This window comes from Streptomyces sp. SID14478, from assembly GCF_010548525.1.
In the GTDB taxonomy this organism is placed as follows: domain Bacteria; phylum Actinomycetota; class Actinomycetes; order Streptomycetales; family Streptomycetaceae; genus Streptomyces.
Genome location: NZ_JAAGMG010001026.1, coordinates 17,254 through 29,906 on the forward strand (window position 1 = coordinate 17,254; position 12,653 = coordinate 29,906).

Annotated in this window: 15 protein-coding genes; 8 read left to right on the forward strand and 7 right to left on the reverse strand. The window is 70.6% G+C overall.

Annotated elements, in window-relative coordinates; translation table 11 throughout:
- Nucleotides 1-59 precede the first annotated feature (59 nt).
- The gene (locus tag G3I40_RS32760; protein WP_164306241.1) at nucleotides 60-677 is read right to left on the reverse strand and encodes a TetR/AcrR family transcriptional regulator; all 618 of its coding nucleotides are present in this window, start codon (nucleotides 675-677) and stop codon (nucleotides 60-62) included.
- Nucleotides 678-777: 100 nt separating this feature from the next.
- On the opposite strand from G3I40_RS32760, the gene G3I40_RS46660 reads away from it, so the two are divergent.
- The 3 genes from G3I40_RS46660 (at nucleotide 778) to G3I40_RS32770 (ending at nucleotide 2,675) form a co-directional block, all read left to right on the forward strand.
- Entirely contained in the window at nucleotides 778-936 is a 159-nt protein-coding gene (locus tag G3I40_RS46660; protein ID WP_203645194.1) for a hypothetical protein, read from the forward strand.
- Between the two features lie 262 nt (nucleotides 937-1,198).
- The gene (locus G3I40_RS32765; protein WP_164306253.1) at nucleotides 1,199-1,417 is read left to right on the forward strand and encodes a DUF4190 domain-containing protein; all 219 of its coding nucleotides are present in this window, start codon (nucleotides 1,199-1,201) and stop codon (nucleotides 1,415-1,417) included.
- Between the two features lie 88 nt (nucleotides 1,418-1,505).
- Entirely contained in the window at nucleotides 1,506-2,675 is a 1,170-nt protein-coding gene (locus tag G3I40_RS32770) for a cysteine desulfurase family protein (RefSeq protein WP_164306242.1), read from the forward strand.
- 95 nt (nucleotides 2,676-2,770) lie between these two features.
- Here the strand turns inward: G3I40_RS32770 and G3I40_RS32775 are convergent, their stop codons facing one another.
- On the reverse strand, nucleotides 2,771-3,463 hold the full coding sequence (locus G3I40_RS32775; RefSeq protein ID WP_164306243.1) for an N-acetylmuramoyl-L-alanine amidase: 693 nt from the start codon (nucleotides 3,461-3,463) through the stop codon (nucleotides 2,771-2,773).
- An 88-nt stretch (nucleotides 3,464-3,551) separates the two neighbouring features.
- Here G3I40_RS32775 and mnmA point away from each other — a divergent pair, with 88 nt between their 5' ends.
- On the forward strand, nucleotides 3,552-4,700 hold the full coding sequence (gene mnmA, locus G3I40_RS32780) for a tRNA 2-thiouridine(34) synthase MnmA (RefSeq protein ID WP_164306244.1): 1,149 nt from the start codon (nucleotides 3,552-3,554) through the stop codon (nucleotides 4,698-4,700).
- A 17-nt stretch (nucleotides 4,701-4,717) separates the two neighbouring features.
- Here the strand turns inward: mnmA and G3I40_RS32785 are convergent, their stop codons facing one another.
- The 5 genes from G3I40_RS32785 to G3I40_RS32805 form a co-directional block, all read right to left on the reverse strand.
- Nucleotides 4,718-5,002 carry a hypothetical protein gene (locus G3I40_RS32785; protein ID WP_164306245.1) on the reverse strand — a complete coding sequence of 95 codons (285 nt, stop codon included), beginning with the start codon at nucleotides 5,000-5,002 and terminating at the stop codon, nucleotides 4,718-4,720.
- A 30-nt stretch (nucleotides 5,003-5,032) separates the two neighbouring features.
- Entirely contained in the window at nucleotides 5,033-6,154 is a 1,122-nt protein-coding gene (locus G3I40_RS32790; RefSeq protein WP_164306246.1) for a hypothetical protein, read from the reverse strand.
- The gene (locus G3I40_RS32795; RefSeq protein WP_164306247.1) at nucleotides 6,151-6,504 is read right to left on the reverse strand and encodes a hypothetical protein; all 354 of its coding nucleotides are present in this window, start codon (nucleotides 6,502-6,504) and stop codon (nucleotides 6,151-6,153) included. Before G3I40_RS32795 ends, G3I40_RS32790 begins: the two co-directional genes overlap by 4 nt.
- A 159-nt stretch (nucleotides 6,505-6,663) precedes the next feature.
- Nucleotides 6,664-7,062, reverse strand: coding sequence for a hypothetical protein (locus tag G3I40_RS32800; protein ID WP_164306248.1), 399 nt, complete (start codon nucleotides 7,060-7,062; stop codon nucleotides 6,664-6,666).
- Between the two features lie 30 nt (nucleotides 7,063-7,092).
- Nucleotides 7,093-7,419: a DUF427 domain-containing protein gene (locus tag G3I40_RS32805; protein WP_164306249.1), complete on the reverse strand. Its 327-nt coding sequence runs from the start codon at nucleotides 7,417-7,419 to the stop codon at nucleotides 7,093-7,095.
- A gap of 127 nt (nucleotides 7,420-7,546) precedes the next feature.
- On the opposite strand from G3I40_RS32805, the gene G3I40_RS32810 reads away from it, so the two are divergent.
- From G3I40_RS32810 to ligA, 4 genes are all read left to right on the forward strand, one after another.
- The gene (locus G3I40_RS32810) at nucleotides 7,547-8,086 is read left to right on the forward strand and encodes a TIGR00730 family Rossman fold protein (protein WP_164306250.1); all 540 of its coding nucleotides are present in this window, start codon (nucleotides 7,547-7,549) and stop codon (nucleotides 8,084-8,086) included.
- 16 nt (nucleotides 8,087-8,102) lie between these two features.
- Nucleotides 8,103-8,801, forward strand: coding sequence for an SDR family oxidoreductase (locus tag G3I40_RS32815; RefSeq protein ID WP_164306251.1), 699 nt, complete (start codon nucleotides 8,103-8,105; stop codon nucleotides 8,799-8,801).
- Nucleotides 8,802-8,842: 41 nt separating this feature from the next.
- Nucleotides 8,843-9,862 (forward strand): methionine synthase, encoded by a 1,020-nt coding sequence (locus G3I40_RS32820; RefSeq protein ID WP_164306252.1) that lies wholly within the window; start codon nucleotides 8,843-8,845, stop codon nucleotides 9,860-9,862.
- 73 nt (nucleotides 9,863-9,935) lie between these two features.
- On the forward strand, nucleotides 9,936-12,134 hold the full coding sequence (gene ligA / locus G3I40_RS32825; protein ID WP_164306254.1) for an NAD-dependent DNA ligase LigA: 2,199 nt from the start codon (nucleotides 9,936-9,938) through the stop codon (nucleotides 12,132-12,134).
- Nucleotides 12,135-12,653: the final 519 nt, after the last annotated feature.

The window sequence follows — 12,653 nt, forward strand, 5'->3', positions numbered from 1 at the left end:
TCGCGGAGGGGGTGTGGCGCGGGATTGGAGGGCGGTGGGTGCGGGGCTTCGCGAGACGGTCAATCCAGCCAGTGCCTGCGGCCGAGGCTGACCAGCCGCAACTGCCGCTCCGCCAGGCCCGCCGCCCGCGCGAACTCCTCCGGGGGCGTGGTGAGGAACACCGATGCCGTCATCACCATGTGGTCGACGTACAGACCCGCGAGCATCAGCAGGTCCTCCTGGCTCCAGCCCTCCGATTGCGGATCGTGGCTCAGTGCGGCGCGCACCTCCTGGGCGAACCGTCCGAGCTGCGCGCCGATCGCCTCGCTGACCCGCTGCACCCCGCCGTGCCGCTCGCGCGCGATGAAGCGCACGTGGGCCGGGTGGGCGCGCACGTGCGCGGCGATCAACTCCACGGTGCGCGCGATGCGTTCGTCGCTGTCCCAGGTCGCCGTCAGCAGCTCGGAGACGACCGTGTGCAGGCTGCCGAGCGCCTCGTCGACCAGCGCGACACCGAGGTCGGCCGTGCTGTCGAAGTGCCGGTAGAACGCGGTCGGCGCCACCCCCACGGCGCGCGTCACCTCGCGCAGGCCCAGGCTGCTGAGGCTCTGCTCCTCCAGGAGCTCCAACGCCGCGTCCAGGAGGGCCTGTCGGGTCTTCTGCTTCTGCGCCTGCCGGATGCCGAGGGTGTGACTCATGTCATCCAGTTAACACTTGTTCTCTGTAAGGGGAAACCCGTGTGCAGCGTTAGACTCAAGAGTCAGTGAACAGTTGTAACCCAACACCGAGAGGTTTCCCATGCTGTTCCTCGTAGCGGCCCTCCTGCTCCTGGGCTTCGCACTCGGCACGGTCGCCCACGCACCGCTGTCCTTCACTCTCGTGGCCGCCGCCGTGATCGCCGTCTGGCTGGCCGTCTTCACGGTGCGCGAGCGGCACGGCCGCCGCCACCAGAGCTGACCCATTCCGTCAGCTGAACCCTTCCGCCGCCAGGTCCGTCAACAAGCCCGTCAAGAAGTCCGTCATCAAGGGGGTACCAACCGTGCAGCTCACCGCAGACACAGAGACGCAGGCGCAGACGAAGACGCAGGCAGATACGCAGACAGGCGCGCAGGCAGATGCGCCGGCCGATGTGCAGACAGGGGGAGGCGTGCAGACGGAGGAGGCCGTACCGGAGCGGACGACGGCCGGCCGGGCCGTGGGCCGCAAGGACGCCGACGGCATGGCCGTCGCCTCGTTCGTCCTCGGGCTCGTCGGACTGCTCGTCCTGAACGTCTTCCTCGGCCCGATCGCGATCGTGCTCGCGAGCCTCGCGCTGTGGCGCGGCACCTCGCGCCGCGGCCGCGCCCTGCTCGGCCTCGGACTCGGCGTCGCCGACCTCGTCGTGCTCGGTGCGCTCGTCGCCGCCGACGGCACGCTGTCCTGGAGCATCGCCGGCTGACATCCGGCCCGCTGCGCACCCCCGCGTGGGAACGGGACCCCACGCGGCGACAGAGGTCCGCCCGCGGACTCGTAGAATCGTGTCCACCATGGCCTACCTCGACCACGCCGCGACCACTCCGATGCTCCCGGAGGCGGTCGAGGTGATGACCGCCCAGCTCGCCGTCACCGGCAACGCCTCGTCCCTGCACGCCGCGGGCCGTCGCGCCCGGCGCACCGTCGAGGAGTCCCGCGAGACCCTCGCCGAGTCCCTCGGCGCCCGCCCCAGCGAGGTCGTCCTGACCTCCGGCGGCACCGAAGCCGACAACCTCGCCGTCAAGGGCCTGTACTGGGCACGCCGCGCCGCCGACCCGGCCCGCACCCGCGTCCTGGCCAGCCCCGTCGAGCACCACGCCGTCCTCGACGCCGTGCACTGGCTCGCCGAGCACGAGGGCGCGACGGTCGAGTACCTCCCCGTCGACCCGCTCGGCCGCGTGCACGCCGACGTGCTCCGCGACGCCATCGCCCGCAACCCCGCCGACGTCGCCCTGGTCACCGTCATGTGGGCCAACAACGAGATCGGCACGATCCAGCCCGTGCGCGAACTGGCCGATGTGGCAGGGGAGTTCGAGATCCCGCTGCACGCCGACGCGGTCCAGGCCTACGGCCAGATCCCGGTCGACTTCGCGGCCTCGGGCCTCGCGGCGATGACGGTCTCCGGCCACAAGGTCGGCGGCCCGTACGGCATCGGCGCGCTGCTGCTCGGCCGCGAGTACACCCCGGTGCCGGTGCTGCACGGCGGCGGCCAGGAGCGGCACGTGCGCTCCGGCACCCTCGACGTGCCGGCCGTCGCCGCCTTCGCGACGGCGGGCCGCATCGCCGCCGAGCAGCGCGAGTGGTTCGCCCGCGAGATCGGCGCCCTGCGCGACGACCTGGTCACGGCGGTGCGCACGCACGTCCCCGAGGCGATCCTCGGCGGCGACCCGGCCCCAGGCGGCCGCCTCCCGGCCAACGCCCACTTCACCTTCCCCGGCTGCGAGGGCGACTCCCTCCTCCTGCTCCTGGACGCCCAGGGCATCGAGTGCTCGACGGGCTCGGCCTGCACCGCGGGCATCGCCCAGCCCAGCCACGTCCTGCTCGCCACGGGCACCGCCCCGGACCTGGCCCGCGGCACACTGCGCTTCTCCCTCGGCCACACGTCGACGAAGGCGGACGTGGAAGCGGTGGCACAGGCGATCGGCCCGGCGGTGGAGCGGGCGCGCTCGGCGGGTCTGACGTAACACCACCTGCCGACGCCGACGCCGGCACCGGTGCCGCCTGGGAGCGGCATCGGGGGAGGCACCGGAGCGATGCCGGGCACGGCACCGGCACCGGCTCAGGCCTTGGCCGTGCCGTCCCGCGCATAGGCCTCCCGCACCAACCGCATGTACCGGTCCCAGTCCCAGTGCGGCCCGGGATCGGTGTGATCGGTCCCCGGCACCTCCACGTGCCCGATGACGTGCTTGCGGTCCGCCGGGAACCCGTACCGTCTGCATATCGCCGCGGTCAGCCGCGCGGAGGCCGCGTACATGGCGTCCGTGAAATCGGCGGGCCGGTCGACGAACCCCTCGTGCTCGATGCCGACACTGCGCTGGTTGTAATCCCTGTTCCCCGCGTGGAACGCGACGTCCAGCTCCCGGATCATCTGCGCTATGTGGCCGTCCTGGCGCACGACGTAATGCGCGGCGGCGCCGTGCCACGGATCCTTGAAGACCTTCAAGGTCCCCTGGTAACTCCCCTGCGTCACATGGATGATCACGCGGTCGATCGAGTAGTCGGCCGGCCGGTCCGCCCGCCGCCAGTTCGCCGCGGCGGCCGCCACCCACTCCGCGCCCCTGAAGTCCACCGCACCGGCCTTGCGCGGCTTGTCGACCCCCGGCACCTGCCACCACATGTGCGCGAGATCGCTGCGCGCCAGCAGGCCCACGCCCACCGCGGACGCCGCCCCGCCGATGATCAGGCTCCGCCGGCTGATGACGCGATCCCGGTCCCGCCCGCCCTTGCCCGCTCCCGCTCCCTGCTTCCCCACGCGAAACCGCCCCCCGTCCGCCCCGTACGAGATCCACAACGCATATCCGAGGGATTCGGTTCCCGCGGCCCCGTACCCTGTTAGTGCTATGACTTCGCAGACTCAGCAGCACCCCGCCGCCCCCGAGAAGGTCCGTCCCCTCCGCGTCCTGGCCGCCATGTCCGGCGGCGTGGACTCCGCCGTCGCGGCGGCCCGCGCCGCGGAAGCGGGCCACGACGTGACGGGCGTCCACCTGGCCCTCTCGGCGAACCCCCAATCGTTCCGCACCGGGGCCCGCGGCTGCTGCACCATCGAGGACTCCCGCGACGCGCGCCGCGCGGCGGACGTCATCGGCATCCCCTTCTACGTGTGGGACCTCGCGGACCGCTTCCGCGAGGACGTCGTCGAGGACTTCGTCGCCGAGTACGAGGCGGGCCGCACCCCCAACCCCTGCCTGCGCTGCAACGAGAAGATCAAGTTCGCCGCGCTCCTCGACAAGGCCCTGGCCCTCGGCTTCGACGCGGTCTGCACGGGCCACTACGCCCAGGTCGTGGTGAACGAGTCCGGTGGGCGCGAACTCCACCGGGCCTCGGACATGGCCAAGGACCAGAGCTACGTCCTCGGCGTCCTGGACGACCGCCAGCTCGCCCACGCGATGTTCCCGCTGGGCGACACGGTGACGACGAAGGAGGAGATCCGGGCGGAGGCCGAGCGCCGGGACCTCGCCGTCGCCAAGAAGCCCGACTCCCACGACATCTGCTTCATCGCCGACGGCGACACCCAGGGCTTTTTGGCCTCCCGCCTGGGCAGGTCCGAGGGTGACATCGTCGACGAGTCCGGCACCAAGCTGGGCACCCACGAGGGCGCCTACGGCTACACCATCGGCCAGCGCAAGGGCCTGCGCCTCGGCACCCCCGCCTCCGACGGCAAGCCCCGCTACGTCCTCGACATCTCCCCGGTGAACAACACGGTGACGGTCGGCCCCGCCGACGCCCTCGACGTCACCGCCCTGACCGCGATCAAGCCCCGCTGGTGCGGCGCCGCGCCCTCCGGGCCGGGCACGTACACGGCACAGCTGCGCGCCCACGGCGGCGAGACCGAGGTGACGGCAGAACTGGCGCACGACACCCTCCAGGTGTCCTTCACCGAGCCGGTCCGCGGCGTGGCCCCGGGCCAGGCGATCGTTCTTTACGACGGAACACGGGTTGTGGGGTCGGCGACGATCGCCACGACCCAGAGGGCCACTGCGATGGCGTAACGCTCCGCGTGCGAGTCCTACGGAGACTGCAGGAGATAGGCGGCAAGGAAGAGTCCGGGCAGCACCAGCAAGGCGGCGCAGGAGAGCCGGTTCTCTTTCTGCCGCCAACCCTGAAATGCAAGATACGTGCCGTAGACCATCAGGACATTTGCGCCGATCATGGGTGAGACGAGCGTGCCAGCAAAGGCATGTGTCACTGTTCCGAACGTCGTCAGCACGGTGAAGAAGCCGATGCTGATGGTGGTGAAGCGCCGGTCGCGATTGTGCCGCGCCTCGTCGGCCAGTCTCTCTTCGATGTTCATGATTTTCCCTGCTGGAGCTGACGGGCGTTTCTACACCATTGCATTGTCGTAACCCTTGCCCACTACGGGGAACTTCCGCACGTCGCCCACGAGCGCACACATGGCACCCGAGGCGGCGAAAGCCAGGTTGACCGCGCCCATGACCCGGTCGTACTGCTCGGTGAGCTCCCTGTATCGCTTGGCCATGGCGGCCACGCGCTCCGCAGCGAAGGCCGCGCCCACGAAGGCTCCGGCGAAACCGACACCGGAGGCTGCCATCGCGGTGGAGGCGGCCGCGCTGATCGCGACCTGGGCTCCCCAGTCGCAGAGTTCCGCAATGGCTCCCTTCACCGTTTCTGCGAACGAGAAAACGAGCGCGGCCACGTGCTGGTATCGATCTCGAAGGTCATGGAAGGCATCGCGCGCCGATTCGAGATTGCCCGCCGATTTGTCGAAGTACTTCCACGCGGCATCCGCGGCATTGCCGTGCCACGTGAGACCCAGCACGGTATTTCCGTGTCGAACATTTGCGGCCATGTCGGCGCACGCGTTGCCCAGGCAGTCCCATGCATCCGAACAGTTGGCGTAGCTCTGCCAATCACCCGCCAGCCAATTGGCGACGTTTCCGAGAACGTCCCAGCCGAAAGCCAACTTGAGGCCCTCGTTTGCCAGGGCCGAGACGCTGCCGAAGTCGAGCAGAGTGCCTGCGGCTTTGTTGGCGGGCGCGAATTCGAGCTCTGTCAGGTGTCCTTGGAGCCAGCCGTCCGCGCCACCTGGCGGTTTGAGGCGGCTGGCCGTGTCTCGAACGTCCTGGAACGACGTACCTCCGGTACTCGGGCGGGGGCCGGGTACGGCCGGGCGCTTCATGGCCGGATAGGTCGCATCGATTTTGCGTGCCTGCTCCAGGTCGACCGAGTCGTACCAGGCGGACGTCTTCTTCAGCTCGGTTACCGAGGCGCCGAGGATCGTGTCGAAACGACTCAGCAGGTCGCGGGCGTCATGCACCCTCTGTGTATGGTCGCCAAGGGCCCAGTTCCAGAGATCCCCGACGAACGAGGACTCGATGCCGGTGCAGCGATCCAAGTAGGCGCGCGCACTCGCACAGTCCCCGCCTGTCCTGTGCACCAGCCCCGCATAGCCGACCAGGTCCTCCGACTTCACGGTCAGCGTCATGCCGGGCCCCGCCCCGCGCGTTCTGCCTTCAAGAGGGCGCGCTCCGCCGCCACTTGTTGCTCACCGCTGCGGCCCAGAGCCTCCCGCTCCGCATCCGGCATCGCCTCCCACCGCGTACGGAACTCCTGCCCCTGGGCGATGAGTTCCTCCGCGTAGGCGGAGACGCGGGTGGCGTCCCGTAAGGTCACCCGGCCCGCGAGGACCTCCTGGGCCATCTCTTTCAGGACGGGCCCGCCGCCGCCCTGTCGGAAGACCTCCATGGCCTTGCGTAAGAGGCGTTGCTGGACGGGATCGTCGGTCAGGTCCATGTAGGCGGCCCGGTCGAGCCGGTGTGGTGCTTCGGCGGTCATGCGTCTCCTCGGTGCGTTGGCGCGGGGAGCGGCACAGTAGTGATGCCGAGTGCCGAGGGAACCGCACCGGGGGAGAGCGGGAACGCCGTGCGTGAAGGCGTGCCTCAAGGGGGCCTTGGCCCAGCCGGGACGGCGACGATCATCCGATCGGGCGAGCCGTCAACTCCCGGCCGGGGCAGGTGAATCAGACCCGGCCGGGAAGGTAGTGGTGGAGGACGCCCGACAGTTGGGTGCACCACGTCGGGACCTGGGAGCGGCGCCGGGCCCGGACTGGCAGGCGTAGACGGGGCCGTCGGCCGTCACCGCGGTCAGGGAGATGCCCGCGTCCATCGGCTGGAAGTGCACCGTACGCAGCCGCGCCCAGGGCAGGTCGATGGCGTGCGGACCCTGTTCGAGATGGACTCCCTCCGCGTCGACGACCAGCCCGCTGTACTGGTCGGCGGCCACGAACTCCGGGCCCGGCACGGCCGAGGGCGGGGTGGGCGCGAAGGCGGGAGGCGGGGCCCCGAACCCGCCCGTCGGTCCGCCTTGTTGCCCGTATCCCTGTGACACGTCCACCCCGCTCCTACGTAGAGGCCTGTCGGAGTCTTATCCCACCACCTCGACTTCGTAGAAGCACAGGTGCCCCTTGATCGCGGCCACTTCCGGCTTGGGTTCGGGGTACGACCAGACCACGTCGGCCGCGTCCGGCAGCGACCAGTAGGACGCCGTTCCCTTGAAGGGGCAGTACGTAGTCGTGTCCGAGGGCGTCAAGCGGTCCAGGGCGACGTCCTCACTCGGGAGGTAATAGCGCACGGGACAGCCCGTCTCGCGCAGCAACAAGGGGCGGCTGCTCTCGGCGAGCACCTGCCCTTCGCGCACCACGCGCACCCGCTGCGAACCCTGCTCGATCGTGATCGTGTGTCCATCAGCCATGTCTGTGTCAGCGCTCACAGGCGGCGCGTTCTTCCCGAAGCGGAGGGGCCGCTGACAAGGGCGAGGGGGCTGACGTGCCCCCGGAGGAGGCGGAAGCGGCGCGTGAGGCGGGTCGTACCGTTGAGCCATGAACATCTGTGTCTTCCTCTCCGCCGCCGACCTCGACGACCGCTACACCCGCCCCGCCCGCGAATTCGCCGAGCTGCTCGGCAGGGGCGGGCACACGCTCGTGTGGGGCGGGTCGGAGAGCGGGCTCATGAAGGTCGTCGCCGACGGGGTGCAGGAGGCCGGGGGACGGCTCGTGGGGGTCTCCGTGGACTTCCTCGCGGCGAAGGCCAGGGAGAACGCCGACGAGATGGTCATCGCCAAGGACCTCGCCGAGCGCAAGGCGCTGCTCCTGGCGAAGTCCGACGCCGTCGTGATCATGGTGGGCGGTACGGGAACCCTCGACGAGGCCACCGAGATCCTGGAGCTGAAGAAGCACGGGAAGACCGGCAAGCCCGTCGTGCTGCTGAACTCCGACGGCTTCTACGACGGCCTCAAGGAGCAGTTCCGGCGCATGGAGGACGAGGGCTTCCTGCCCGTTCCCCTCACCGACCTGGTGTTCTTCGCCGAGGAGCCGGTCGGGGCGCTCGCCTACCTCGAAGAGTCGCAGGGCACCGAGTAGTGCGAGCATGGCGGCCATGACTGGCACCACTACCCACGTGATCACCGGCGCCGGCTCCGGCATCGGCGCCGCCGTCGCCCGCCGCCTCCACGCGCGCGGGGACGAACTCTTCCTGCACGCGCGCGATGCGGGACGCGCCAAGGAGCTCGCCGCCGAGTTCCCCGGCGCGCACACGCTCGTCGGCGACCTCGCCGACCCCGACAAGCTGTCCTGGGCGTTCTCGCACCAGACGCTGCCGGACCGGGTCGACTCGCTGCTGCACATCGCCGGCGTCGTCGATCTGGGACCGGTGGGCGAACTGACGCCGAAGGCCTGGCGCCACCAGCTCAACGTGAACCTCGTCGCCCCGGCCGAGCTGACGCGGCACTTCCTGCCCCAACTCCGCGTCGCCCAGGGGCACGTCGTCTTCGTGAACTCCGGTGCCGGACTGAACGCGAGCCCCGAGTGGTCCGCGTACGCCGCCTCCAAGCACGGGCTGAAGGCCCTCGCGGACTCGCTGCGCCACGAGGAGCACGGCAACGGGGTGCGGGTGACGTCCGTCTACCCGGGGCGCACCGCGAGCGCCATGCAGGCCAAGGTCCACCAGCAGGAGGGCAAGGAGTACGACCCGTCGCGCTGGATCGACCCCGAGTCGATCGCCACGTCGCTCCTCATGGCCCTCGACCTGCCCCGCGACGCGGAGGTCAAAGACCTGACGGTGCGCCCGGGACGCTGACCTGGGCGCGCCCCGCGCCGCCGGTTACGTACCCTTCCTGAGTGAGTGAAAAGAGCGACTTCAGGTGGGGGCCGGCCACAGGCGTCGGCTCGATGCCCGGCGGCGATGCCCGAGAGGCCGCCAAGACCGTCACCGGGTCCTTCGAAGGGCCCGAGCAGGGGATCCCGTTCCTCGCCGAGCTGCCCGCGCGCGGGCCCGGTTCCGACATGATCGGCCGGACCGCGGGGCTGCTCGTGGACCTGTACGCGCGCGTGGAACCCAGCGGCTGGCGCATCGGCGACCGCCCGGGCCGTGACACCAAGCGGGCCAGGTCGTGGCTGGGCGAGGACCTCGATGCCCTGGAGGAGTTCACGCAGGGCTACGAGGGGCCGCTCAAGGTGCAGGCCGTCGGGCCGTGGACCCTCGCGGCGGCGCTGGAGCTGAGGAACGGCGAGGCCGCACTCTCCGACCTCGGCGCCTGCCGCGACCTCGCCGGGTCGCTCGCCGAGGGCCTGCGCGCCCATCTCGCCGACGTCCGGCGCCGGGTCCCGGGAGCCCGCATCGTCCTGCAGCTCGACGAGCCCTCCCTCGTCGCGGTCCTGCGCGGACAGGTCAAGACGGCCAGCGAGTACCGCACCCACCGCGCCGTCGACCGTCAGGTCGTCGAGGGCGCCCTGCGGGACGTCATGGCGGTCAACGGCGGCGGGCCCGTCGTCGTGCACTCCTGCGCACCCGACGTGCCGTTCGCCCTGCTGCGCCGGGCCGGCGCCGACGCGATCTCCTTCGACTTCTCACTGCTCACCGAGCGTGACGACGAGACGATCGGTGAGGCGGTCGAGGGCGGCACCAAGCTCTTCGCCGGTGTCGTGCCCGGCGTGGACGGCCCATTGTCAGACCCTGCCGGTAGCGTCATGGGTGTCAGGACGCTGTGGCGCAGGCTGGGGCTGAATCCGGGGTCTCTCGCGGAGTCGGTCGTGCTCACGCCGTCGTGCGGCCTCGCGGGTGCCTCACCCGCGTACGCCCGCGCGGCACTTGCCCACTGCGCCCGGGCGGCGAGATCACTCGCGGACAACCCTGAGTGACGGGGACAGAAGGCAACGGGAGGACGAGACGGTGGCTGCCGGAAAGGCCGAAGAGGCCGCTCAGGCCGAGAAGATCGACCGGGTCGCACAGCAGAGTGCCGTGCCCGCCAAGGCGCGGGAGGAGCACGGCCGGCTGGCCGAGCAGATCGAGGAACACCGCTTCCGCTACTACGTGAACGACGCGCCGGTCGTCTCCGACGCCGACTTCGACAAGCTGCTGCGCTCCCTGGAGGCGCTGGAGGACAAGCACCCTGAGCTGCGCACGCCGGACTCGCCCACCCAGAAGGTCGCGGGCAACTACGAGACGGCGTTCACGTCCGTGGAGCACCGCGAGCGCATGCTCTCCCTCGACAACGCCTTCGACGACGCCGAGTTGGCGGCCTGGGCGGACCGCGTCGCCAAGGACGTCGGCAGCTCCGACTTCCACTTCCTGTGCGAGCTCAAGGTGGACGGCCTCGCGGTCAACCTGACGTACGAGCACGGGCGCCTCACCCGCGCCGCCACGCGGGGTGACGGCCGCGTCGGCGAGGACATCACGCCGAACGTGCGCACCATCGCGGAGATCCCCGACCGCCTCCAGGGCGAGCGCATCCCCGCCCTGGTGGAGGTCCGCGGCGAGGTCTACTTCCCGATGGAGGAGTTCGAGGCGCTCAACGCGCGGCTGGTCGAGGCCGGCGACAAGCCCTTCGCCAACCCTCGTAACGCGGCGGCCGGATCCCTGCGCCAGAAGGACCCGCGCGTCACCGCCACCCGCCCGCTGCACATGGTCGTGCACGGCATCGGCGCCCGCGAGGGCTTCGACATCGCCCGGCTGTCGGACGCCTACGACCTCCTCCAGGAGTGGGGCCTGCCCACCGCGAAGTACAACAGGGTCGTCGACGGCCTCAAGGGCGTACGGGAGTTCATCGCGTACTACGGAGAGCACCGCCACTCCGTGGAGCACGAGATCGACGGCGCCGTCGTCAAGCTCGACGAGATCCCCCTCCAGGGACGGCTGGGCTCCACGGCCCGCGCCCCGCGCTGGGCCATCGCCTGGAAGTTCCCGCCCGAAGAGGTCAACACCAAGCTGGTCAACATCCGCGTGGGCGTGGGCCGTACGGGCCGCGTCACGCCGTACGCGCAGGTCGAGCCGGTGACCGTGGCCGGCTCCGAGGTCGAGTTCGCGACGCTGCACAACCAGGAGGTCGTCAAGAAGAAGGGGGTGCTCATCGGGGACACCGTCGTCATCCGCAAGGCCGGCGACGTGATTCCCGAGATCCTCGGGCCCGTCGCCGACCTCCGGGACGGCAGCGAGCGGGAGTTCGTGATGCCCGCCGAGTGCCCCGAATGCGGCACCCCGCTGCGGGCCATGAAGGAGGGCGACATCGACCTCCGCTGCCCCAATGCCCGCACGTGCCCTGCCCAGTTGAGGGAGCGACTGTTCTATCTCGGCGGCCGCCAGTGCCTGGACATCGAGAACTTCGGCGCGGTCGCCGCCGCCGCGCTCACCGCGCCCCTCGAACCCGCCGAGCCGCCGCTCACCGACGAGGGCGACCTGTTCGACCTGACCATCGAGCAGCTGCTGCCCATCAAGGCGTACGTCCTCGACCCCGACAGCGGGCTGCCCAAGCGTGACCCGAAGACCGGCGAGGACAAGGTCGTCACGGTCTTCGCCAACCAGAAGGGCGAGCCGAAGAAGAACGCGGTGGCGATGCTGGAGAACATCGCCGCGGCCAAGGACCGCCCGCTCGCCCGCGTCATCAACGGCCTGTCGATCCGGCACGTGGGCCCCGTCGCCGCCGAGGCGCTCGCCCGCGAGTTCCGCTCGATCGACCGCATCGACCAGGCCACCGAGGAGGAACTCGCCGCGACCGACGGCGTCGGCGGAATCATCGCCGCCTCCGTGAAGCAGTGGTTCGCCGAGGACTGGCACCGCGAGATCCTGCGCAAGTGGCGCGAGGCCGGGGTGCGCGCCGAGGAGGACGGCGCGGGCGAGGACGAGGGGCCGCGTCCGCTCGAAGGACTCACCGTGGTGGTCACCGGCACGCTGCAGCATCACACGCGGGACGGCGCGAAAGAGGCCCTGCAGAGCAGAGGCGCCAAGGTGACCGGTTCCGTTTCGAAGAAGACATCTTTTGTCGTCGTCGGGGAGAACCCGGGCTCCAAGTACGACAAGGCCATGCAGGTGAAGGTTCCGGTTCTGGACGAGGACGGCTTCGCCGTGCTCCTGGCCCAGGGGCCGGAAGCGGCCGCCGAAGTGGCCCTTCCCGTGGAAGAACCGACCCAGGAGTAGCGGTTGAAGGCCACCCGTTCGGCGCATACCAGATGCAGACGGGTGGCCGTACCGCATTCGGGCAACCGTGGCCGGGCGCGTCCGTCTGGTGCCCGTGGAAGCCTTCTGCGGCCTACTGTTGAGGGTGTGCGTCTGCCGTGTCCTGCTGCGGATGGGGCAAAAAACCCTCCGGCTCTCGGAAGCCGGGGGAGCGGGCAGCGGATGTGGGCACCGCCGGCTGTGAGAGGGACGGGAATGGAACCGACCGAGAGCGCCGCCCCGGACTCACGGCTGCGCCCGCGCCGACGTGTGCGGCGCGGGACGGCTCACGGTGTGGACGGGGGCGACGGCAATGACAGCGGTCGCGGGGAGAACGAGCGCGGTGGTGTGGTGAACTGGCGCAATTGGTGGCGTGAGGCGGGATCCGGATTCGGCGGCCTCCTCGGCGGTCTGCGTCCGGCGGCGGACCGGACCCGGACGGCCCTGCCCGGCGCGGGCGGGCCCGAGGCCCCGACGACGGACCCCGGCCCCCGCGGCGTG